Genomic DNA, 23,597 nt, shown 5'->3' with positions numbered 1-23,597 from the left:
CAAACGCGACGACAATTTCCTCGCATCTATCCAGCTTGCTGCAATTCGTATCTCGCTACGTTCTTATGAGTCGGTTATCTAATGGTATTTCATCGTCATTATGGGGAGCATTCCCGGATACAACTCAGGATATCTGTATCGCAGCCAGATGTCCTGGAACGGATGGCCGGTCAACTGGCCAGCGCCGGCTGCGGCTGAGCCCAATAATTTATTATAAACGGTTGCCAAAAAACATTAATTGCTCAACAAAGGGGTTGAACTAAGCGATCAATGTCGAGAATGGAACATAGTTTGAAACGCATTAAAATTGGCTTGGTCTGGCTCTTTCTGGCAGGTATTTCGTCAGCCTATGCTCTTGAAGCCAGTCCTCCGGCCGTTTTGAAGCCGTCGCCGGCGCAAGTGCAGGCCGCTCGTCTAACAGCAGAATTTTTAACGCGTTTTCATTATCGGCCCGTCCCTTTGAATGATGCGTTGTCGGTCCGGATCATGAACCGGTTTATTGACTCGCTGGACCCGGATCGGCTCATTTTCCTGCAGGCGGATATTGATAAGTTCCTGACCGGCAGCAAGGAAATTGATGATGCGATCAAACGCCAGGATCTGACCATCCCGTTTTCCATCTTCAACGTCTATCAGATGCGCATCATCGAACGCATGACGTTTGCACGCAGCCTTCTCAAGCAGAACTTCGATTTCAACAAGCAGGAACATTTCTCTGTCGTACGCGACAAGGGGCCGTGGCCGCGATCGATTGAAGAGAGCAATGATCTGTGGCGCAAGCGCGTCAAGAACGACTGGCTGCGTCTGAAGCTGGCCGGTAAGGATGATGCAGCTATTCGCAAGACACTCGATAAACGCTATGAGAACTCTATCGAGCGCACGTTTAAATATAATAGTGATGATGCTTTCCAGTCATTTATGGCTGCTTTTACGACATCGGTCGATCCCCATACTGATTATTTTGGTGCCAAGGCTTCAGCCGAATTCGACATTTCAATGAAGTTATCGTTGGTGGGTATCGGTGCCGTCCTCCAGGAAAGAGACGATTATACGACGATCCGTGAGCTGGTTGCCGGTGGCCCGGCACAGTCATCGGGCAAGCTTGCCGTGGGCGACCGTATTGTTGGCGTCGGGCAGGGCAAAGAAGGTCCTATCAAGGAAGTAATTGGTATGCGTCTCGATGAGGTCGTACAGATGATCCGTGGTGACAAGGGGTCGGTCGTGCGGCTTGACATCCTGCCTGTTGATGCAGGCCCCGACGGCAAGCATCGTGTCATTACTCTGGTTCGTGACAAGATCAGTCTTGATAAACAAGCTGCCCAGAAAAAGATCCTTTCGGTAAAGGAGGGGAATGCTTCCCGCAAGATCGGTGTGATCACTCTGCCAGCGTTTTATGAAGACATTGAAGCGCGGCGCAAGGGCGACAAGAATTACAGAAGTGCCAGTCGCGATGTCGCCAAGCTGATCGCTGAGCTGAAGCAGGATAAGATCGATGGTGTACTGATCGATCTTCGCAATAATGGCGGCGGCTCACTCAGCGAGGCGATCGATCTGACGGGCCTGTTTGTCGGAAAAGGGCCGGTGGTGCAGCAGCGTAATGCCAACGGCGAAATCAAGGTAGAAAAAGACAATCTTCCGGCTCCAGCCTGGAATGGGCCGTTGGGAGTACTCATCAATCGCGGCTCAGCTTCGGCCTCCGAGATTTTTGCTGCGGCGATACAGGATTATGGTCGGGGCGTGGTCATCGGCGAACCGAGTTTCGGTAAGGGAACCGTGCAAACCGTGGTTAATCTCGACGAGGTGGCCAATAATCCCAAACCGGAATATGGCGAGCTTAAATTTACGGTCGCCCAGTTCTTCCGCGTTGACGGCGGAACGACACAATTGCGTGGAGTGACGCCCGATATCAGTCTGCCAGGGCTTTTCGATCTCAAACTTGTGGGTGAATCGAGCTTTGACAATGCTTTGCCTTGGTCTGAGGTAAAGCCTGCGAAATACAAATCGTCGGACGATATAAAGGCGTTGTTACCCCGGCTGCAGAGCCTGCATGATGAGCGTGTGCAGAAATCTCCCGAGTTCAAGGACTTTGCAGAAGATGTTGCAACGCTGAAAGCGCAGCGCGAGAAAACGGTTATTTCCCTCAATGAAACAGAACGTCGTAATGAGATGGCCGCTCAGGAGGAACGGGTTAAGGCACGCGGAAAGGTCAATGATGGTATTGATACGGCGATTGATGACGGTCTGCAATCGAATGAGCGAAGCTTGAATGATGATCTGGCCATCGAGAAAAACCGTAAGAACGCGACAGATGTCCTGCAGAACGAGGCTGCGGCGATTGTCGGTGATCTGGTTGGTCTACAAACAGCTGCGCCTAAACGCGCAGCCAACTAGCGCATGTCTCCCGAAAGTGGGAACCAGTTTCGGGAGACATGCTTGAAAACAAGTAGAACAGAGCAGTTCCAGTGACACGATCAAAACAGGAAATTGCTCTGGTTGAAAAGCACGGCACTGGCCTTGCTTGTTTGATATAGAACGTTGTTAAGCGCCGTTCGCCTCGTTGGATCAGGAGTTTCCAACAGGTATCTGATTCAACAACGCAAACAGAATGGCTGAGAGGATTGCTGCTGCGGGAACCGTTATCACCCAGGCGGCAGCAATCGTCAGTGCGTGTGAGCGGCGAACCAGCTTGCGACGGCGACGTTCTTCGACCGGAAGCGAATTCAAGGGCAGGGCCTGACGCGCTTTTTTTAACCGCCGTTCTGTATCCCATTCGCGGAAAAATCCGACCCCAAAGATCGCACCAATGGCAATGTGGGTCGAGCTGACGGGCAATCCCAGCCAGCTGGCGAGAATAACCGTGATCGCGGCTGACAGTGACACGCAATAAGCCCGCATCGGGTTCAGCTTGGTGATCTGATTGCCTACCATGCGAATGAGCTTGGGGCCGAACAGGCACAAGCCGAAGGAAATGCCACATGCTCCGATCAGCATAACCCAGAGCGGTATCACGACGCCGTCGTTTAACATGCCGGTCTGCGACGTCTGGACGATTGCCGCGAGCGGCCCGACAGCATTGGCAACATCGTTTGCACCGTGGGCAAAGCTAAGCAATGCAGCCGAAACAACCAAAGGGATGCTGAACAGGACTTTGAGCGACTTGTTACGGTTTTCTAGCCCCTGTGACTGGCGGCGAATGACCGGGATCAAAGCAATCCAGCTGCCGATGCCAAAAGCCAATCCGATAATCAGGGCTATCCCGATCGACACATCGATTAGTTGCTTCAGACCTTTCATGATCAGATATGTTGCGAAGGTTCCCGCCATGAGGCCAACAAGGATCGGCACCCATATGCGTGCAGCCGCAATTTTATCTGCACGATAGACGATACGCGCTTTGATCAGCCAGAGAAAACCTGCGGCTATGATCGCGCCCAGCAGCGGCGAAATAACCCAGCTCGCGGCGATGGCCACCATCTGAGACCAATTCACTGCTCCGAATCCTGCTGCGACGATACCAGCTCCCACCACACCGCCGACAACTGCATGCGTGGTCGAAACAGGAGCGCCGATCCATGTTGCGAGGTTGACCCAGAGAGCTGAGGCGAGCAGAGCCGCCATCATTGCCCATATAAACATGATCGGGGTCGCGAGCGTATTCGGTGCAATGATGCCAGTTGCGACTGTCGATACAACATCGGCCCCGGCAATGAGTGCGCCAGCACTTTCGAACACTGCTGCAATCGCAATTGCACCGCCCATGCTCAGCGCATTGGCACCGACAGCCGGTCCCATATTGTTGGCCACGTCATTTGCACCGATGTTCAAAGCCATGTAGGCGCCAAAAACGGCTGCAGCTACAACTATGAGCATTTGACTGGTCTGGCCCAACAGCATGGCTGCGCCAAGCCCGGCAAGCATGATAAATACGAGAGCAATGCCCGGCGCTATGAGTGGGCGTGCGACGTAACTCGCCGCCGTTTCCAGCTTGACAAAGCGGCTCAAATCCCGGTCCAGAGTGTCCAGATGCCGAGCTTCGAGATCTTCGTTTGCCATAATTTACTCTTGATTTCTAACGAAGCATCCGGCCAACACCGTCGCTTGGGAATGACTCATTTCATGAATTTGACAGGTGTTTAAATGCGGCCATTTTAAAAAGTCAATGATTGGGGGCTTCGATGGTGTTAAGTACCGATGGTCGATCATCACCATCCTGCAGCAGAGAGAAAGCTCCATTCGGCATTCAGTCGAGCTGAGACGGAAAGCTTCTTTTAGTATAAATCTGTATTAAGATGTTGAATTTATTGATATAGTTTTTGATCCAAATGCGCTGTCTCATCATTGCGAATAGGACGCTATATCTTACGCGATGCGGTTAAATCTCCGGCTTCTTATTTCTGGTAGGCAGCAGCCTGGAAACATAGGCCACTGCCTTCTCGGCGCAGGGTTATAGGCCGTTCGGCGCTCAGAAAAGGCTCATCAAGTGGTTTGAAAGCATGATATCGTTCGGGCCCATGTTCACTGTCGATTAACAGCCAATCGAAACCGGCAATGGCTGCCATTTCTGTTGCGTATGGATCAGCAAACCCAAGCCAGATGCCATGCAGACATTCTCCTCCTGCCTTGAGACGGTGTTTGAAATCATTGGTAGGTGCGGACATCTGGAAACCTAAGAGTTTCAAAGAAACACTGCCAAAAAGAGCCTTTATCGGACGGATGAATGAGCCGGAGAGAAGTATCTGTCCCGCTTCTATCCCCTGGTCATACTGAGCCAGCCGGTGAATCAACCACAATATGCCGGTCCCCGGGTCATTCAGCACGCCGACTCCGAGCCGGGTTCTTCTACAATACCATCGCGCTTCACGATTGCACCGATCCAGCGCAGATCGAAAGCGTCGATAGCATGCCGTTCCTTCCCCAATACAATATCTGCATTCGCCGCGTTGTTGCTGATTGTGTCAGTGATAATACGCGTCTTTCCGTGCGTGCTATCCGATAGCCAAGGCGCAAAAGCCGGGGGACGCGCTCCGTCTCGAAGATCTCGACAGGATCACGCCACTCGGACAATAACTGTAAATGCTGCGTTGGTTTGTCTTATTCGCTATATCATCCTTTGATTTTGTTACATTTTTTTGGGTGCCTCCAAATAGGTGCGGGCGTTTCGTTGCGTTTGATTTGTCCACTTTTTGACCAGAGGACAAAAAAAGCCCGCTTAGCGGGCTCTAAAACTGCTGCTCAATGATTTTAGATTTAAATCAGATTCTTTTTCCGCAAATCTGAAAGCGAATAGTAGCTAGTGAAATTGGTGTTTAGCCCGAGCAGAGGGAAAAGGCCCAAGTCGGCTAGATGTTTTTTCATTCCAGAGCGGTTGATACCCAAGATTTCACGAAGGTTGGTTAGGGAAATATAATGCTCTTTAAACTCGCGGATCGAAGATTTTTCCACGAGACGAAGGGAACGACGATATGCGGGCTTTTCTCGTACATATCCCTTTTTGATAAGTTCGCTCAACGTAATGCCGGATGCGCCCAATAGATGACTCGCCAATGCATGAGAGGCATGGGTTTCGTCCTCCACCGGGGTATAGGCTTTAATTGGTTTTACTACATCGAAGTGCACTCTCAACCGTTTCAGAAGACCCTCCGAACCCGGCATGATACGGACTTTGGCATGTCCATCGATAATTTTTTCAATGATCTGTGGGAAAGTAAGGCCAAAGGCCCTCCGTTTTACGGGCGCTCGCCATTCGGGATTTTCCTCGCTACACGTTTCAGCGTTCTTAGTCAGCTTCGCCACAAAGTCCTGAAAATCGGATTTAAGAATATGTAGATGGTCTCGTTTTTTCCTAAGTTCCGAACTCCCCAGAATTCCAGCTTCGATAAGCTTCCTAAAACTTGCTTCTCCTACTCCCAAGATCGACGCTGCTTCTTTGCCGTTGACGGTCGCATTTGCCTCTTCAAAGATCGAACGAGCTTTCTCAGCGTCAAAATAAATCGATGAGTTATGAAGCTGAAGTCGCGTGGTCAACCCATGTTGAATGATCAAAGCTTTAATTCGCTCCTTGTGAATACCATACTCCTCGTGAGCCGAATTCACGCAAAATAGGTATCTCCTTTCAATAGGGCGAACGAATTCCATGCCTGGTCCGAAAGGCATATTTCTTTCAGCAATTTCCTGGAAGAGCGTAATCACGGGTTCATAGGCTGGCTTGAATTGGTTCCTTCGAAGCCAAAGCATGATGGGTCCAAAAAAGTCGAGTACAAAGCGAGCCATCGGTCTCTTCTGGTCAATGGTTTCAATGATAATGCGCTCCAGTTCTGCCTGCCCTTTGCAGATAAGCCTAAATCCCCATTCACGCTGGTCCGTCGCTTCGTCCTGAAGGTCGGTGAGCTTATGGATTGCAATGAATTTACCCAAGTATCCTGAAAGCTCAGCAATGATATGGACATCCAATGTGTCGACCAGGTCGTCGGCTTTGGCAGGTTTGAAAATGCGGTCACGCAGAAACCGATCCATCAAGGGTGCCAAGCTTAGCTGATGATTGCGCGCCTGATTGCGGATGGTCTGGACATTTTGATCGACGAACGTAGCAAAGTCGTCGCGCTGGTCAAAAGAGTTTACAAGGTGCTCGACCAACTTACGCCCATGCTCTGGACATCCTTCAATACCGCGACAGCTCCACCACGAGCGTGCATAGGGCTTGGCGATGGAGCGACCTGGTTGCCGATCAATGTCGTCAAGAACACAATGTGGACAGTATCGGAGCATCTTGCCTGGCCGCATTTCTTTATTGAAAATAGCGTAGCCCAGCTTCCAGTTCGAACCAGGGCGCTGATGAACAGCGCTTGCGTTTGCCAGGCGCTCAATTGAAAATCCGGAAAGCTCCGAGATTTCAGCAAGCGCGACGTGGTCTCCACGGACAATTGCTTCGCGGTTGGTGTACGTGGATTCCAGAAACGATTGCATCGTAGTATAACCATTCGCACGAGCCAGCCGGGATACCAGACTGATCAGACTTTCGTCTTCATGAAAGGACAGAGTAACCGGCAATGTCATTGTTTTGTCCCTCCTTTTTTCGTGCCAATTGATGGCAGGTCCGCAAGGACATGTTCTGGCGAAATCTCCGACCAACGGGGGACGCGGAAAATATTGCTTCCTGGCAGACATCCGCTGAAGTCTTGATAAACTTGAGCAAAAGCACCCGTTTCAAGTTGTGGTTTGTCTTTCTGCAATGCGAGAATGCAAGCCGCTTGAATCGTCTCTACGATTTTACCAAACCCACCCATCGCTGAATGACAAAGCCGTCCAATAAAGTCGTCTTCCAGTAACTTCGCTGGGACCTTAAGGCCACTAATGTCGACGGCGATTTTTTGAATTGCGGCTTCGATCCATTCCTTATCGGTATCAGGTGACTGCTCCCTATAACGAAGCACACGACTACGGTTTGCGAGTTGCTGGTCGTTCTGGAGTAAATGAGCGAGTTCGTTCACACCGGAGCAGATGATGTGTAGCGGCCAATCTGGGATCTGCATAAGGCTCTTCAGGCCATCCTGAACGTCCTGGATGGCTGAAGTGCTATTGTGACGGATCAGGTGCTGAGCTTCGTCCACATGAAGATACAGCACTCCTCGCGCCTTGATCTGCGCCTTTACTAATACGTACAAGCTACCTTCTGTCTGCTTAGGGTTGGCTGGTAACCCCAGAGCTTCCAGCACAGCGATAGCAAAGCCCTTCATAGTACAGGGCTTTGGCGCTTCGATACTCAGAAGGGGGCTGACCGTCTCACCGTACTCGTTTTGAAAGGGCTGAAATTCTTGAATAAGCGCGAAATGGTGTTTCAGTGAGAAAGTTTTTCCGCTGCCAGAATTGCCAATCAGGAATAGTGCGCGTTGCCGTGAGCCGCCTCCATCGAAACAATCCGATACGTTCTCGACCATAGCCCGCAACATGGCCCGCAGTTTCTGATCGCGGGGTCCCTCTAGGTAAGTTGCGTAAATCTGTTTCTTAATTTCCTTCAATCTGGTGTTATACATTGGTTTCCCGCCTTTAAATGTAGTCGTCGTAATAGTCGTCGTTTGATACCGGCTCCGTTTTTTCAAGCCCGGAATTGGTCATGTTGCTCGGTACGCGTACAACGCTAGGAGAGGTTTCCAGAGCTGTTGAGGATACCCATTTGGTTGGACTGGAATGATAATCGGCAATCGCTGAGGTTCCGGTCGGTGAAAGCAGATCACCCGGAAGTGAAACCACAGATCCAAGGCTTTCTGTGTTCTCTTTGAGTTGCGCGACCCAACTGCCGTACAACTCGCTCTCAAGCGCCTCGATCTGCTTAGGCTCAAGTGTTCTCGGACTCAGTCTTGCTCGCAATCTTGCCGTTTCGCCAGATTCTCTCATCAGTCTCAGCGCCGAATACATAGCGTCTAAACCGGACTCAGATTCCTTCGCATTTGCGATGCGTAATTTTTGGCGTGCTGAAATCCATTCCTCCAGTGATACGCATTCATCCAGCTCGATCTTGTTCTCGACCTGAAACCAACCTTCCTTCGGATTCCTGACCGCGATTGTACGGAGATCTGCTGGGTCGTATTTTACTTCGAACTGAACCTGGCCTTCTTTCGAATGGAGACGAGAAAGCTCGTCGTTCCGATATGGAATTCCCATAAAGACGATGCCGTTCTTTGAAATGCGTCGAACAATTTTCTCACCGAAAATGTGAAGCATCTCTTCATCACTCGGGGGGAAATTGATCGGATAGACCTGCGTTTTCTGAACCCATGCATCATGAGGCGAACGTCCACCAAGACCGGCATGTGGTGCACGGTGATAGATGTCACAAATTGCGATGGTGAACAGCTTGATTAGTTCGTCAGTTTGGAGACTGAGATGGGCTTCCGGATTGTAATCGCCTTTTTCTGCAATCGAACCAAACGTACGACCATCAAACTCGCCAGCGACCATAGGCCCGATGGAACGGAAAAGGCGTTCAATGAATGGACGCGCTTGCGGACGGCCAGCGGGTGGCTGAACGTAAGCGATCTTAGCGTTACGAAGGACCTCCTGCGTACGTGAACTGATGAACTCGCTTCCGTTATCGCTGTAGACGCATCGAGGGCGAAGGCGTCCGATCCAGGGCGTTTTACAATCCAGTTGTTGTGAAATGAACGTCTTGTCCATCATGATCAACCGGATAGCTTCAATCGCATTGGACGCATTCGGAGCCGTACTGGCTTTGAATGCCAGCACGTAGCGAGTAGCGACATCAATTGCGGCCACAAACCAAACACGAATGCTCCCGATCTGCGAGCGATATGCTTCAGGTAGCAGGCTCCACATCCCGGTTTCACTCAAAAGAGACACCAGTTCAACGTTCCAAAAATCGATTTCAATGCGTTCGCCAGGCACTTCAACGTCGAAGGATCTTTTAATTGAAGAGAACTTCTTCTTCGCTTGAGCTTCCCCGTGGCGACCGGCAACCTTTGCAAATTCGTCAAAGGCATCGATGATCGATTCAAATTTCGTGCGCGAAATTTTTGCCAGCTCCTTTTCTTGCGATGCATTCTCGGCAGCGAGAGCTGCGAGGTACTGTCGGTATACTTGAGCCTTGGTCAGTCGGGTGCGTTCCATGTATCGCTGAGCTTCCTTCTGAGCAAACGCCATCGATTCGGGATCAATCGAGCGAAAATGCACGCCTGGTCCATGATGACGTTGAACGAGGGCCAATACGTCGCCGCTACACTCATGATATTTGGAGTAGTCGCGCCAAAACGTTTTAACCGATGGCGTTGCATATCGCGGTACGTTCGTAGCTTGGTCGGCTCGCTTCCCTTTTGGCGCGAGATCATCCTGAATCTCAAAGAACCAAGCTCGCAGTTTTTTGGAAAGCTCGTCGTGGTTCCACCGTCTGCGTTTGTATTCTGGATATGCCTCGTCGTATTTTTTGATAAGTTTTTCGCGCAAAAGTGCGAGGAACTGTACGTTTTCGGGAAAGTCACTGAACTGCTTATCGCCAAAAATCATACGTAGCTTCTGCTGTTCAATGTCGTGATAACCGTATTTCACGGCACCACGGTTTGCCGAGAGGTCGTCATAAATCTCTTGGTGACTGACGAAGACTTCCCGGTCATGCTTGTCGTCGCTTCTCAGATGCCAGCCATCTCCATTGGGATTGACCGGAATCCAGTTTCTGCCGTTTAGGTGCAAGCGGTCCTTCGAACACATGTTGACCATTGATCGTCTAAAGACTGCAGGCTGTGAATTTAAGCTGTACATGATAATCCCTCTCTATGTTTCCGATGCGCAGAGAACTTAGCGAGCCACTGTCATCCAGCTAACATCGCTGATCCTGCCAGGCTGGAAAGGCCTGATGTTTCCGTGTTCAATAAGCGCCCAAGCGGCTGTCCACCGACGAGCTTGGTTTGTGCAATTCCGAAACAGCTCCCCAAATCGAAACCTTCCGGGGAAATGCTGAACGTGGTCCAATAACTCGACATGATCCTCGCGATTGTAGAAATCGCGCGCTCTCAAAATGTCCGACGCATTCAGGAAGGCGTCCATGTTTGCGTCAACGTCGGTGATCAGAGCCAAGTCATCCACGAATCCCGATCTGAATTCGTTGTGTTCATTTCTGACCAACATGCCTGACTGCCGTACTTGTTTGAGCAGCAGGTGCATCTTTGCCCGCTTCTTGAACTGTTTGACGGTAACTGCCATCCGTCGTCCGGAGCGCAATACAACGAAATAGTCAAAGGTGTGGGTCCGTTGAACGTTGTCAGCGTCGAGGTATGCCATCACCGGAAACTGGGAATGCAACTCATCGACATCTGTTCGAGCTTGAAGCAAAGTCGAGACACGATGCTCCAGCTCACTTTCGTGATAAACGACGACATCGTTGAATGGAGTGAAGCCGCGAGCAGTTGTATTGTTTCTGTGACCGGGACGGCGGGTAGCGTGACCGGAGGTCGGTTCTTGCCAGAATTGAGTTTCTTCTGACCCGCGATCAGCTGACTGAGCTTGGTATTTCCAAGCCCCCAACCTCGGTCACGCCGTGGCTATCCTGACAACCAGTGTCCGAACTGCAACGTGAAGCGTCAGCTTCGGCGATGAATCCGAGACCGGCACGTTGAAGACTGATATTTCGAGATACTTGACGAGAAAAATTCATAGCTGTCCCCTGAAAGCTTTTGGTGGCCAGAATGGCCGAAAGTCTGTCAAATGGGGAACACAAGGATAAGCCGATGCAATCGCGCAACGGGTATTAAACCGACGCCAATACTAGACTTTGCTTCTGCTCCACTGGGTAGTCGGTTTGCGTATCATGGTGATATTATCCTTTTGTTTGAGCGTTTAAGCTCAGGGCGCTGCATATCGCAGCATTTCATTTTGATTGCAACAACTAAATTTGAGTTAACCATAAAAAGTTGGTGGCGTTATTATGCTCAAGATTCACAACCAAAGTTGCAACCGGCATAAGGAGCAGTCTTAGCTCTCGTGTGCGCTGAACGTTAACTTTCAGGAGTTGAGTATGAAGATCACGCTGTATGGCATCGCCTTGATGGCAACACTGGGTGTCGGTGTTTCGTTCGCCAATGAGCCACCTAGCCGTGAGGAGGCTTTCCGTCTCTCAAATCAGGTTCGCAAATGTTTTAGGATGCCTCTCAACCAGTCTGGAGACGCTGTTATAGAATTCCGCCTTCACAAAAACGGAAAAGTAACTGAGGTTGAAACGGTGAAATCCGGGGGCTTCACCAACTATGTTGTCGGATTGGCAGCTGAGGAAGCCGTGAAAAAATGCCAGCCATATCAAACCTCGATTGTCGGCAAGGTGAGAGTTCCGTTTATTTTCAAATCCGCCGCACCGATAACTGAAGAGCCACAGTCTCAATAGGCGATAAGGATCCAATCGAGCAAACCTGATATTTGCACGCTATGATTAGAACCGTTTGCATGTTGATCGTCGGCTTCGGAGCACTCATCCAAGGCATTCTTGCTGGCCTGCCGCGATTACGTACTTCCTAATTGAGCTGGGCTATCTGTGAACCGGTCACGCAGCGATATCCTTCGTTACAAGTGCACGGAGGTTATTTGAGAGTTGGCAATCAACGTCGTCAACTTGCATGGACCATAGCGCGGACAACCACGTTACCGTCTCTTGAATATGATCCAAAGGATAAAGGTCATATTCAGTTGACGTAAAGGGTGCATCGGTCTCGGTCAGGATCCGGTTCACAGGCATTTGGCTAACAAGTTCCTTCCCTTTCGTCGACTTTAGCATCGGTCTACCAACAGAAAACCAGCAGTCCATTGCAATTGCCCTTTGCAATTGAGCGTGACTACCAGAAAACCAGTGCAGGACCGGAATGCCAAAACCTGGGTTATCTTCCAGCGTGTCTAGAACGGGTTTAGCAGCATTGCGACTGTGTATTGAAAGAATTCGGCCGCCTGCTTTTTTGCACGAGTTCAAAATATGACGGAATACATGCATTTGGGTGTCAAAGTGCATTTTGAAGTCGCTGCTACCATCTAATCCGATCTCACCTACGTATCTGGTCTCGGAAACAAGACGATCAAAAAGTGAGAGTTCCGTCTGTCTAAGGTGAGCGAGCTCGGGGTGTAAGCCGAGAGCCGTCTTTATCCTTTTGTAGTCTTTCGCTAAGGCGGCTGTCTTCAAGAATGCTTTAGGTGTCGTTGTTACAGACAGCATATAGACACCTGCCTCATCGATTGCTCTGGCTGCTCGATGAGGCTCTTTTAAGAGGTCTAAGTGGCAATGAAAATCAATCAACTTATTATTTTTTCCGACCGCAGATAGTTTGCGACCTCATATAATCCCTTTTTATGTACGTCAAACCAGCCGTCTCTTTCTCCCAGGTCCAAAGGCAGTGGCCCGCTCGACATCGCCAAGATTTTAAGCTCCGCATCCGATTTCTGCTGAACAGCGTAAGCCATCGACATCAGGTCGTCTTTTAGATGAATGTTATCACTGTTCATGACTTGGTGCAGTGAGTAGCTGTATTCCGTCGTGTCATCAACACCGGCGGCGAAGAATGCCGCACGTCGAATAACACAAGGGACGCAGTGGCCGCATTGCTTATTCTTTCTTTTCCATTTTCCGCAGGACACCGTGTCCATCGCGGTGGCCGCATCTTGAGTATTTAAACCAAAATCCTTCAACATTCGACCTTTGGTGGAATGCCTATAAGGATTGCGAATTTCAGCACGAATACCGACCAGGTCGAAAATATCCTGCATTTGCTGAAGGTAATATGGGTGCGTTGTTCGTGTGCTCAATGAACCAACTCTTCGTGATGTGAGCGGTGCATTCAATGCAATAAATCCATTCTCTGGCACATAAATTGGAACGCGGCTATTAGTAGAATTGAGTTGAGCTATGGCCTCTGCCGCGACTGCTGCGAATGCGATGAAGTTAAAGCTTCGAGTTCGCATCGTAGTATCATTGCCTTTAAAGCGCCTCATGGGGCTGGCATTAACAGAAAAACGTTCGGCTCGCTTGGAGAAGGTTTCAAAGAGCCGATCTTGGTATCCTTTGTCTCCTGTGTAGGCATGACTTATTAGAATAGGGACTTTGCCGTCGCGGAGTAGCTCATTAACACCAATCCAGCTATCGAGTCCGCCTGAGAATAAGCTGACGCTAGTTACTCCTGCGAGATTCGCCTTTCTTTTCTTATTTGTTTGAACTGCAGCCGGGCAGTTTCTTCCTCCGCCCCGAAGAGTGAGGGACCAGTTATCTCCGCTAAGGAAATTCAGCAGTTTTTCAAGCTTGGCCTGCGCAGGTTGCCAGACGAGCGGCTTCGCAAGTGGAATATTCAATTCGAATGTCCGCGCCCAACCATTTTGCGCGTTTTTCTCTCTCGGCGTGAAGGAATCGGCAGCGGTTACAGCAAGCGCTATAGCGAGAAGGTCAAAGGCAACGGTTGACGTATTCGCACTAAGCCGCTGAACCTGATCTGCGACAGTATTTCCTATATGAGCAGTGCCATCGATCTTCGTCGTTCCGAAAAGTTGGACATCGTAGGTTCCATCTTTGCTGAGTACGGAGTTTGCAAGGTCATCAGTGTGAAAATTAAATCTGTTTGCGGTCATTGATAGCTCTCCCACTCTGTCCAGACTGAATTGACCGTCTCGCGCATAAATTTTTTAATGCTGTCCTGGCTGTAGGGATAAGTGCCCGCCTTGAACTTATTATGCAGCGTTGTATCCACGATAGCCCTGATCAGATCGAGCAGATTGCGCTCGCAGTCAGCCGTCTTTTTTACGTCGTCGGATCGATCCCATGCACCACCAACTTCTTCAACTATCGATTGAAAAACAGATAACGCCAGGAATTCTGATAGGATGGCGTTGATGGCATCGCCTGTTAATTGAGCAGGATCAAAATCATTCTCAACATCCAACACAGTGGCGACAGCCTCCTGTACGGCAACATTGATCCTGTCAGCATCAGGCGTGTCACCTGATAGCAATTCGCCTAGTGCCTGCGATAACTGATCAAGCGGTTTGCCAACGAAGTTATTCGAGCTAAAGCCGGGTAATGATCCACTATCAGCGAGGCCCTGTAATGCGGAGTATAAACTACTGCCAGCGGTATAAAAATTCCCGAAACGTCGTGGACCTACAGAATTCCCGCCAGTTGCGGTTCGGGCATAATGGCCGAGCGCCTTCTTGATGTCACTTTTATCACCTCCATTTGCTACTGCCTTGCCAAAAGTAGTCCTAAACGCCCGGAAACGCTGGGGTTCCGGAGTTGGCAATTTAACGTTTGGCTGATCGTCTGCCCACGATGGCACTAGTGGTTGTGCGCCATTTGTCCCGCGCGATGATGCTGATGTCCCCATGATCCCCTCAGTTTTGGATGCCCTTTAATACTTGTTCCAGCCATGGAGCTGGATTGGATATTTGATTTGTGAAACTCAAAAGGATGGTCGCACATTCGGGTCTTTTACTTGCCAAGAGAATAGGCCCGTTTATATCGTTTCTCTTTTTCGACCAATCGCTGTTCTGACGCAACGAAACAACAAGTTCCTGCATAACCTCGGAAACTTCCTCTTGAGGTATTTTCCCGATCTCGGTCATTGCCGCTTTTGACGTCAGGCTAGGTATTTTAAGTAGTTCTTTGACTACATTGACCGAAACCGCCGATAGCGCTTTGGACTGTATCTGCAGGGGGAGAGTCTCTCTTGCCAAATAAATAGCTGGCCTCAGATCGATTCCATTTAAGGAGGGTTCCAAGTCGATCCATTCATCAAAGAACGACCTATATTTCTCCATTGCTTCTGGCAGTTTGGTTCGCTCGTCGCTGTCTTTTGCAAACAGCGAGGGCTTACCGTTTCCAGCATCATTGATGATTGTCAGCAGCTGTTTAAATGCCGCTTCATCGGTGCATCTTTCGAACAGAGCAAGCTTTGTAATTATTACTTCGTCGAGCTCCATTTTACGTCGCTTAGCTGTCGCGTAACGCATCCTTACGATATTCATCATTCGTTTGATGAGGCGTGGATTTCCGCTCACTGCAGTGGAATGCGCCAAGATAGGTGCTATTCGAAAGGCTGTATCAATTTGTGCAGAGAGATCTGCGTCGCTTACTTCCAAAATAGCAAGTACGTCTTTTCGTTCTATTTTCTGGGTGTCTTGCCATGAATCTTGGATGTTCTTGATGAGGTAACATCTGAGTTTTTCGATGGCTTCACCGTCAGCACCCGAACGGCTCGCAATCAGCATACACAAAAATGCTAGAACTTCTCGCATTCCGAGTTTTGGCACAGCTACTGGAAATTGTATCAGCTTGTCTAGGTAATCAATCACATGTCGCGGAGATGCGCCCTTAAAGTGGGTAGAGACCGCATGCCTGATGATATCCACGTCCGCGGCCACGATGAAAGCTGTATTTTGCATTGAAAGGAAAAGCCTCATGGCTTCAAGGCTTTTAATAGCATTTTCGGGTAGGCAGCGATCAAGATTGTCAACAAAGACCACTAAGCGTTTGTTCATCGAACGAAGAAGGTCGCTGAATTCTTCCTTAAATGCAGCTATTTCTTCCGGCGCAGATTTGATTTCTTTTGGAGCTATCAGCCCGTCTGCTCTCTGCTTGACGTCGGTTAGCGCAGCCTTAATATTGGCACTGTCTTCTTGATCGGCATCGCCGTTGAACACCTTACCTAACGATTCCAGCCCCTTTGTGGCTAGACCGAAACTGGGAACTCCAGCGGCCATAAGTCCGGCGTCAAGTCCCAGTCCTAGTAATCGCAGCTTATTCGTTCGCTTTACTAGACCGATGGCCTTGTCTTTTAGACTCTGAGGCGCGGTCGTCATCAACTTGGATGCGATAACTGTCATCAAAGCTGACTTGGCTTCGTCATACCCTTGATATAGCCAGGCATCGAATTCGACGACGATAGTGTCTTCCTGAGCGGATAAAGTCTCTTCAACGAGCCTCAATACGCTGGATTTTCCCGCACCCCATCCGCCGTATACGCCAACTGAAAGGGGAAATAGCGTATCGTCAGTCACCATGTCGCAGATTAATTCTGCGAGCTCAGTATAATTGAGGTAATCTATGTTTGTTTCGTTATCTGACCACATAAAAACAAAATGTGTCGATTTGAAATATTTGGTCAACTCCTATTTTGCTTTTATTCAATAGTCGCTGTGGTTGTTCACGTAAAAATTGCATCCGCTGATATGGCCTGTGGTCATCTGTTTGGTCGTTGTCCATCCCGCCAAGAACGTGATACTGGAGCGCACAAAGGCGCATTATCTCAGCTGGCAATTGACGAGAGGTATGGCGAGACGGCGCGAATATGCTACGAATGCCAAGCGCTTTATTGGTCTAAGTATTCGATGGGTTCGCAGAAAATAAGATGACGCCTGACGCACGTAGATTTTTTGACATTCTCGATTGCTGGCACAAGCCTATAGCTGAGTGGCTTTGAGGCGTAGATCGTTATCGACCGCTCATATCTAATGCGCTTCAAGATCGTGTCGCACCTACCATAGTCATGCACGTTTCTGCTCCAGTTCAAGCACATTTCCCTCAGGATCGCGTGCGTAGGCAATCAGGTATGGCTTCTCCGACGTTCCGAAATTTGTAGTCTGTCCGATCTGTGAGCCACCGGCCCTGATGATTGTCGAAAGGATGTTGTCGAGGTTCTCTATCTGGAAAGACAGATGACCGTAACCGGGTTCATTGACCTTCGGCAGGCCACGAGAATGCGTAGTCTTATGCTGGTGTATCTCGAGGAAAGGCCATTCAAGCGCGGGAAACTTTAACCAGATCGAATATATTTCGCAGTCCGGAAGCCCGTTACCACGTGAGACCTTATCGCCTGACAAAAACCTGGGCCCACGAAGCAACTCGCATTTCATGACATTCGTGTAGAATGCGGAAAGTGTTTCTGCATTGCGAGCCACAAGGTTGATGTGGGCGAGTTTCATAGCGTCGGAACCTCTCTCTTATCCCAGTTGCAACTCCTGCTTCACCAACACCGGCGGAAACTGCACGAAGTCCGCCACGTCGAACTCAACTGAAAAATCGAGTATCTTGCTCTTGGCCCAGTCGATAGCGGCTAGTTTGGCAGCTTCGTGCACTCTGGTTGCCAGTGAGCAATGTGGAACCCAGCTTCCGGCACGGTAATGCTCATGACAGATCATTGGATCGAAGTGGCGATGCAAATCGGCATGGAGGTCCGACAAGCTCTGGTCAAAACGGGGTTTTGCCCAAAGGACCATGAGGTCATTATCGAAATGCTCCACGGTCTCGAAGGCTATCGACAGTTTTTCTTGTGATGAAAAAACCTCATCCAGGGCCGCGCTTATGTCACCTGGATAGTGAGGGAAAACTGCAAGCGTCAAATGGGGAGGATAATTCAATTCAAGCATTGAACCAGACGGTTCAAAAATACTCGCTTCGTCCCAGAGCTCCAGGATCTCAATTGCCGTGGCATTGCAGCATTTCAAGCTAATCCCATATGGCATTCATCGCGTCCGTTCTGTGTCGTTGTTCGATAACGCCCTGTTTTCTCGGCCAGAACATTACTATTGTCCCGATGAAGGGTGCAACGAATAGAGGACATCTGGTTCGCGCTCTTCATTGTCCGACCCGTCAGTTTCTTTGACTACGACAAATCCATGTTTTTCATAGAAGCGTCGTGCCGCGTCATTACGTTGAAAAGTCCAAAGAGATAGTTCGACAGTTTCTGACTTTGCAATCTGAAGCAGGGCGGTTCCAATGCCTTTTCCTTGCGCTGTTGGCAGAACATAAAGCTGGTCGATCCAGCCATTGTGGAAAGCGATAATACCCACCAAGCCATCATTCTCGAACGCTCCCCACACCGAGCAGGCGGCAGAAACACGTTCCTTGTAAAACCACTGATCTTCAGCCGGAGTATGCAGTCCAGCCAACCAGGGCAACCGGTCATCAAACGCAGCGCGGTGAACGATAGCGGCGCAATCCATATCGCTCAATTCAAGTCGACGAAGTAAAAATTTCTGCATACCAACTCCTGGATAACGTGCTGGTGGCTTCTCAATCCTGCCCAGGAAATCAGCCTATCCTTCGTAAAGGCCAGAGCATCTCAGGCTTGATTCCCGATAATAAGCGTTATTCAACAGCAACTGCCAACGACAAGCAGATCGAACGTCTGAAAGTAGAGTAAATGCCAGCCTAATTCCCACGAGTCTTGGTCGCATTTAAAATATTCATTTATGATTTTGCAAGAGGCATGATTATAATATAAATTAGAATTATTGGGATGAGATTGATTTGACATGACAAGTTATTATTTTGGTAAAAAGACGGAGGAATTGTTGACGGTTGATATTCCATTTTTGGGTGGGTATGCGCACTATAGTTTTCTATTGTACTCAGAGCTTTTTACTTATATCTCTAGACTTGAAATTATTTCGGAGAAGTCTCAATTCTCCTATAGTGTTATCGGAGATTTCACTGTTCCCGATGCAATTGAGTTAGCGTCCAAACTTCCTCGCGCCACAGATATGCTTGATGGTCTTTGCTGCACCGTAACTTCGCAACCTATTTCTCTCGGCAATTGGGCGTCTGAGTTGGGGCGTGAGATGATCCATCGCCACGTTTTCTGCGTTGCCGATCCTGGTGTAACGAACTTTGCACTTGGAACGATCTTTGAGATTTGGGGATTTGGCATACAGGCTTGTGTTGATAGCAACTTAGATGAGAACAATTTTCCAGACATCACGGGATCTGTGCATCTTGAGCGCGGCTGACAACCCGCGTAACTTTCCAAAAACCCTTTCGATATCCGATATAACAATTATAGCTTTGGTTTGGAACTGGACCGCCCAATTCATCGAATAAGCTGAGATCTGCAATCAATTTCCACCCGCTTGTCAACATTTCGCAACGGGCAAAATTTTGTTGAGCTTCGATTTTCAAGACACGCACGACATTTTCGGGCCTAGGATGACCCGGAGCTTGACTTGGAAACAGATATGATTCCCCGGTCCACGCAACCATATTCTCGAGTTCTCGAAAATTCCACAGCGGCGCGGTCCTCCCCGCGCGAGCAGCCGCTTCAAGGAGCTTGGCTTCAATCGAACAGTTGAATCTTCGAAGCGCATTATTAAAATTTTCGATCAGATAGGGATCTATGTCTTCCTGTGGATTTGAGAAAATTGATTGTTTAATCAGTTTGAAAAGGCCGCGTGGATTTGTATCCCAAAGCATACACGTTAAATCGATAGCTCGATTCAACTGAACGTTGATTTGAGTCCAGTTCTGTTGGTTCACGATGGCGGGAACACCTACAGCATGTGCGCCGCCTTGATTTTGTGCCTCTGCTCCATTCGCAATGCTCGGAAACGGATCGGTTAAGGGCAGGGGGGCGTGGCCTAGGAGCGTCAGTATGGCAGGACCAGAATCCCGTCCCGCATAGAATGTCTCGACTTGCTGCGTTGAACGGTGTGTGGCTTGAAAAATGTAGTACTCGCGGGTGAGAGGACGTGCGCAACCACGACGGGTCTGGCCTTCAAGGAGAGTGCAGTGCGAGATAGGTTGAACTTCATAAGTGTCGACTAAATTTTGTCTCTGCGCATCTCCGAAACAAGAAATTGGCAATTAATCCTCCTAGAGTTAGAGCTTCCGATCACGAAGAAGCTGAGGCGTTGCATGGCCTGCTTATTGATTCAATTATCACAAAGCGGAAGGCGTCGATTTGTAGTTTATTCAATGCCCCCACGCAGTACGTGTAAGACGTGGAAATTAAAGAAAAATTAGAATGTGATTTATTCAGCAACAATTCGCTGTGTCGAAATTCACCGCGATTGGAACGTTTCAAGGGTAACGGAAGCCGTGCCCTACTTACGAAGGCTCTCCGTAGGCGAAGAGCGATCATAAGCCTTCCGATCAAGTAATTCAGGAACCGAGAAAAGATCGTTTGCATCTTGTAGCACTTTGAGAAGTACTTCTTCTTCGATTTCTCCGTCGCGTTCTAAAAGACGACAGATTGATAATACGGCAGTTCTTCGCGTCTTGATGATTTCGCATGCCTTGGCAAAACAGGATTGAAGAGTTTTGCCGACAACTGCCTGCAGTCGCGGATTGCATTTTAGAAAGTCAGGCTTGCACTCATTATGGGAAGCCCAGAATGACAGATTTTCACCCAAGCCGAATGAGGCTTCCAATCTGATGGCAATCTCGGTGGCTTTCGAAAGATCAGATCCGTCAGCTCCACCGCCACCGTCCGAATGCTCTCCGAGAATCACGCGTTCGGCCGCCAGCCCTCCTAAATAGCAGCAAATCTCGGCTTCGTAATTTTCGCGTAATTTGACAATCTTGGGCTCTGTATTCCGCATTTTGACACCCCCAAGTCGAGCGGTTCCGCTTTGGACTTCGCGATTGATCATTACCGAAACCGGCACCATGCCGAGGCTATCCGAAAGCGCGTGAGCGACGACGACATGTCCAGATTCATGAACAGCAATACGGTGAATGTCGTCAGGCTGAAGGGGGGTAGTAGCTGGTTTAAATCTCAGCAAATCGGACAGCGCCAAAGGCCGTTTTTCCAAACGCGCGATATGTCGAGCTTGACGCACAAACTTTGCGATATCTGCTCCAGATGCCTCGGTCAAACTTTCCGCCACGTCAGAGATGTCCTCGCCTTCGAGGTCACGATCAAGATGAAATCGAAGAATTCCTTCACGTTCAGCTGGTTCGGGTAGTGTGATCGACACATGATGTTCGATGCGCCCGGAACGCGTGATTGCGGGGTCAATTAAGTCTGGCATGTTTGTCGCCGCAATCACGAAAACACCTTCTCTGTTGCTTACACCATCAAGGTGCTCGAGCAGTCCATTGATTACTTGCCGCCCATAATTCGCATTATGTCCCGACAGATTAGCTCGAATACCGAAGCTGTCGATCTCGTCTAGAAAAAGAATTGCTGGAGCGTTTTTGCTGGCTTCTTCGAACGCAGACCGCATAGCTTTCAGCAAATCATCCAAACTTCCTTGGGACTGCCAGCTCGCAAGTGAATGTGGATAAAATGGAACATTGCATGTGTTGGCCAACGCACGGGCAAACAATGTTTTGCCCACGCCTGGCGGCCCGCTAAGAAGAATTCCACGATCAATATCTGACCAAGGTAAATGACCGGCACGATAAAGCAGAAGATCGCTGGCCAATAGTTTACCCCAGGTAGCAGCCGAACCATATCCAACTAGGTTATCCAGATTGATATCTGTTGCTCGGTATTCTGGGGAAATTTTTGTGACGCAAGTGAATTGATAGAGTTTCTTTCTGATTTCCGGCTCAGTCCAATTTTGAGTGATAAATGACGCGATGCGGTTCAGGGAAACGGTATGAAGCTCATCGATTTTAGAAAATTCAATTTTAGTGTGCTGAAAACCCCGAGCAACGGCTTCGCAAAGTGATACGTCGGTTTTAATGGGAACAACGTAGTCTACTGTTGCCGATACGTATTCAGGCAATGATAACTCATTGTGCGTCAAGAAGACGGTTTGCCTTGCCCACGAAAATTCCTCGGTCGGTCGCTTTAACCGCTTTTGGCGTTGCGCTTGCTTTTCGTCAATTGTGATGATCCGTTGCGAGCGCGGGCCTGCACAGTAGTGTTTGATCTCAGTAAGCGCGCGTTCGTAGAATTCCAGATCTTCTTGGTGATCGATAATGGTAGCAAGAGTGCACACTCGCCCTGCTAGAAAATGATGAAGGCCGTGTTTTCGAATTTGCCTAGTGACGTGTGCCCGAGCCAGCTCCAAGGCCAAACCGTCTTGTGTTCGTTGAAAATACTTCATTCTGTTTACTCACACTGCGTGGAAGTGGGGGAAGGGGTGGCCGCCAGTAGCGACCCGATATTCGGATGAGTTTCATCGACGTTGCCCTCATGGATTTAATGCTGCCGTCCGAACCTGGCTGGATTTCCGAGCCTATAGAACCTGGAAAGTGTGCGTGCGAACCGCATTTCAGGATCGAGATAGTAGAGATCGCTGGTGATGATGAGCCTGTTGCGACCAAGCAAAGGATGTTCCTGAACCAGTCCTTCTAGACATGCAGCAGGTCGAGTAGTCTGTTTCCAGTCGTATAACGCGGGACTGTCATCAAGAATTTCAGGTGTTGGCTGTTTGCCATCTCGGAGCATCTTCAGATCATCGATCAGTTGGTGGAGTTTGCTGATCATGTCGTTCAGATAATTTTGACTATTCATCGTAAGACTCCTCATTATCGGGCGCGTAAACGCCGATTTGCATCATTTAGGATTGTGGAAGTGAACTAGGTTCTGGAAACGCGTGTTTCCGGAGCTATCCTCTCAGTCAAATCGAATACGATTTCACCGGAGAAATAGAGCGCGGCGATTGCCGCCATTGGCTCGCTTGAATTTCGAATGAGTTGAAAACAATGCTTAAGCGGAAGTGGGCCGTAGTCATCGAGAACGGTCAGCAGGCGCACGCGGTCAGAAAGCGAAACCGTTGAATTCTGCGCGTATGGTAGTAAGTCTACCGCATTTGCAATGACTTCAGCATTGGCGTCGTGCTGGTAACTGGTGCAGTCATAGAGCCAGCCATCAGTTTCGGCGGCTGTGATCGCCCACTCCGGTGGAGGTGTCGCGTCCACGAGATAATCACCGTCGTTTCGTTGGATTGCGAAATCAGGAACATGATAACCGTCGCCAAAACGTACGAGCAGAGGCAAACAAGTCCAAGCAATTACGTTAGGAGATAGATCAAAAAGACATGCCAGGTCACGCGCTTGTTGCGAACGGAAAAGCGGTTCGCCACGGCACTTCAGTACCTGCGTGGGTGGGAATTTATAAGCAGACGCATTCAGTCTGACGTCCTTGAGAAGACGGTCGGTAATGGATTGGAACATTGAAAAGAGTTCCTCTGAGTATGGCGTATGAACTTACGCCGCCTATGAACTGCGGGGTTCAAAACTCAGAAGCTACGTATTCGACGCGCGCGAGCGACAAGCTCAATAGGGAGCATAGTCAGCAACAGGAAATGGGCGAGCGCGTGTTTCATGCATGGAACATAGAGTGAACATAATTCAGGAGTCAACTGGAAATTTTCGGCGATCTGAATGAATTTGCATTCTGGAT

The 23,597-nt window shown here is 49.3% G+C and carries 19 protein-coding genes and 1 pseudogene; 3 read left to right on the top strand and 17 right to left on the bottom strand.

The features are described 5' to 3' along the window. Nucleotides 1–279: 279 nt before the first annotated feature. The gene (locus tag JNC70_RS13050) at nt 280–2,391 is read left to right on the top strand and encodes a carboxy terminal-processing peptidase (RefSeq protein ID WP_104757530.1); all 2,112 of its coding nucleotides are present in this window, start codon (nt 280–282) and stop codon (nt 2,389–2,391) included. A 171-nt stretch (nt 2,392–2,562) separates the two neighbouring features. On the opposite strand, the gene JNC70_RS13045 is transcribed toward JNC70_RS13050, so the two are convergent. The 6 genes and pseudogenes from JNC70_RS13045 to JNC70_RS13020 all read right to left on the bottom strand — a co-directional run bounded on the left by JNC70_RS13045 (nt 2,563) and on the right by JNC70_RS13020 (nt 11,028). After that, nucleotides 2,563–4,053 carry an inorganic phosphate transporter gene (locus JNC70_RS13045; RefSeq protein ID WP_104757529.1) on the bottom strand — a complete coding sequence of 497 codons (1,491 nt, stop codon included), beginning with the start codon at nt 4,051–4,053 and terminating at the stop codon, nt 2,563–2,565. A 635-nt stretch (nt 4,054–4,688) separates the two neighbouring features. Then, nucleotides 4,689–4,975, bottom strand: a pseudogene (locus JNC70_RS13040) (2-oxo-hepta-3-ene-1,7-dioic acid hydratase); the annotation flags it as partial. 272 nt (nt 4,976–5,247) lie between these two features. Then, nucleotides 5,248–7,053, bottom strand: coding sequence for a TniQ family protein (locus tag JNC70_RS13035; protein ID WP_374788632.1), 1,806 nt, complete (start codon nt 7,051–7,053; stop codon nt 5,248–5,250). After that, nucleotides 7,050–8,030 (bottom strand): TniB family NTP-binding protein, encoded by a 981-nt coding sequence (locus tag JNC70_RS13030; RefSeq protein WP_374788631.1) that lies wholly within the window; start codon nt 8,028–8,030, stop codon nt 7,050–7,052. Before JNC70_RS13030 ends, JNC70_RS13035 begins: the two co-directional genes overlap by 4 nt. 13 nt (nt 8,031–8,043) lie before the next feature. Further along, on the bottom strand, nt 8,044–10,266 hold the full coding sequence (locus JNC70_RS13025) for a TnsB C-terminal domain-containing protein (protein ID WP_374788630.1): 2,223 nt from the start codon (nt 10,264–10,266) through the stop codon (nt 8,044–8,046). Nucleotides 10,267–10,302: 36 nt separating this feature from the next. Beyond that, entirely contained in the window at nt 10,303–11,028 is a 726-nt protein-coding gene (locus tag JNC70_RS13020) for a hypothetical protein (RefSeq protein ID WP_374788629.1), read from the bottom strand. Nucleotides 11,029–11,518: 490 nt separating this feature from the next. Here JNC70_RS13020 and JNC70_RS13015 point away from each other — a divergent pair, with 490 nt between their 5' ends. After that, nucleotides 11,519–11,881: an energy transducer TonB family protein gene (locus tag JNC70_RS13015; protein WP_374788628.1), complete on the top strand. Its 363-nt coding sequence runs from the start codon at nt 11,519–11,521 to the stop codon at nt 11,879–11,881. A gap of 156 nt (nt 11,882–12,037) precedes the next feature. Here JNC70_RS13015 and qatD read toward each other — a convergent pair whose 3' ends face one another. The 7 genes from qatD to JNC70_RS12980 all read right to left on the bottom strand — a co-directional run bounded on the left by qatD (nt 12,038) and on the right by JNC70_RS12980 (nt 18,504). Next, nucleotides 12,038–12,778, bottom strand: a complete 741-nt coding sequence (gene qatD / locus JNC70_RS13010) for a Qat anti-phage system TatD family nuclease QatD (RefSeq protein ID WP_374788627.1) — start codon at nt 12,776–12,778, stop codon at nt 12,038–12,040. Beyond that, a complete protein-coding gene (gene qatC, locus JNC70_RS13005) occupies nt 12,775–14,097 on the bottom strand; it encodes a Qat anti-phage system QueC-like protein QatC (protein ID WP_374788626.1) in 1,323 nt (440 codons plus the stop codon). Before qatC ends, qatD begins: the two co-directional genes overlap by 4 nt. After that, nucleotides 14,094–14,849, bottom strand: coding sequence for a Qat anti-phage system associated protein QatB (locus JNC70_RS13000; RefSeq protein ID WP_374788625.1), 756 nt, complete (start codon nt 14,847–14,849; stop codon nt 14,094–14,096). The genes qatC and JNC70_RS13000 overlap by 4 nt, the downstream gene beginning before the upstream one ends. A gap of 7 nt (nt 14,850–14,856) precedes the next feature. Next, entirely contained in the window at nt 14,857–16,629 is a 1,773-nt protein-coding gene (locus tag JNC70_RS12995; protein ID WP_374788624.1) for a KAP family P-loop NTPase fold protein, read from the bottom strand. Nucleotides 16,630–17,007: 378 nt separating this feature from the next. Further along, the gene (locus JNC70_RS12990; protein WP_374788623.1) at nt 17,008–17,445 is read right to left on the bottom strand and encodes a VOC family protein; all 438 of its coding nucleotides are present in this window, start codon (nt 17,443–17,445) and stop codon (nt 17,008–17,010) included. Nucleotides 17,446–17,463: 18 nt separating this feature from the next. Beyond that, on the bottom strand, nt 17,464–17,985 hold the full coding sequence (locus tag JNC70_RS12985; protein ID WP_374788622.1) for a 2'-5' RNA ligase family protein: 522 nt from the start codon (nt 17,983–17,985) through the stop codon (nt 17,464–17,466). 60 nt (nt 17,986–18,045) lie between these two features. Beyond that, the gene (locus tag JNC70_RS12980; protein ID WP_374788621.1) at nt 18,046–18,504 is read right to left on the bottom strand and encodes a GNAT family N-acetyltransferase; all 459 of its coding nucleotides are present in this window, start codon (nt 18,502–18,504) and stop codon (nt 18,046–18,048) included. A gap of 273 nt (nt 18,505–18,777) precedes the next feature. Here JNC70_RS12980 and JNC70_RS12975 point away from each other — a divergent pair, with 273 nt between their 5' ends. Then, the gene (locus JNC70_RS12975) at nt 18,778–19,251 is read left to right on the top strand and encodes a hypothetical protein (protein WP_374788620.1); all 474 of its coding nucleotides are present in this window, start codon (nt 18,778–18,780) and stop codon (nt 19,249–19,251) included. On the opposite strand, the gene JNC70_RS12970 is transcribed toward JNC70_RS12975, so the two are convergent. The 4 genes from JNC70_RS12970 to JNC70_RS12955 form a co-directional block, all read right to left on the bottom strand. Then, nucleotides 19,220–20,101, bottom strand: coding sequence for a UCP028583 family protein (locus JNC70_RS12970; RefSeq protein ID WP_374788619.1), 882 nt, complete (start codon nt 20,099–20,101; stop codon nt 19,220–19,222). The two genes, JNC70_RS12975 and JNC70_RS12970, sit on opposite strands and share 32 nt — an antisense overlap. Nucleotides 20,102–20,340: 239 nt before the next feature. Continuing rightward, a complete protein-coding gene (locus tag JNC70_RS12965; RefSeq protein WP_374788618.1) occupies nt 20,341–22,296 on the bottom strand; it encodes an AAA family ATPase in 1,956 nt (651 codons plus the stop codon). 95 nt (nt 22,297–22,391) lie between these two features. Next, nucleotides 22,392–22,706 (bottom strand): DUF6634 family protein, encoded by a 315-nt coding sequence (locus tag JNC70_RS12960; RefSeq protein WP_374788617.1) that lies wholly within the window; start codon nt 22,704–22,706, stop codon nt 22,392–22,394. 65 nt (nt 22,707–22,771) lie between these two features. Beyond that, complete coding sequence (locus JNC70_RS12955) at nt 22,772–23,368, bottom strand: hypothetical protein (protein ID WP_374788616.1); 597 nt, start codon at nt 23,366–23,368, stop codon at nt 22,772–22,774. Nucleotides 23,369–23,597 lie beyond the last annotated feature (229 nt).

It is taken from the genome of Brucella oryzae, from assembly GCF_041929965.1.
GTDB lineage: Bacteria > Pseudomonadota > Alphaproteobacteria > Rhizobiales > Rhizobiaceae > Brucella > Brucella oryzae.
The sequence above is the reverse complement of the archived record's forward strand: the minus strand, read 5'-3'. Positions and strand labels throughout refer to the sequence as shown.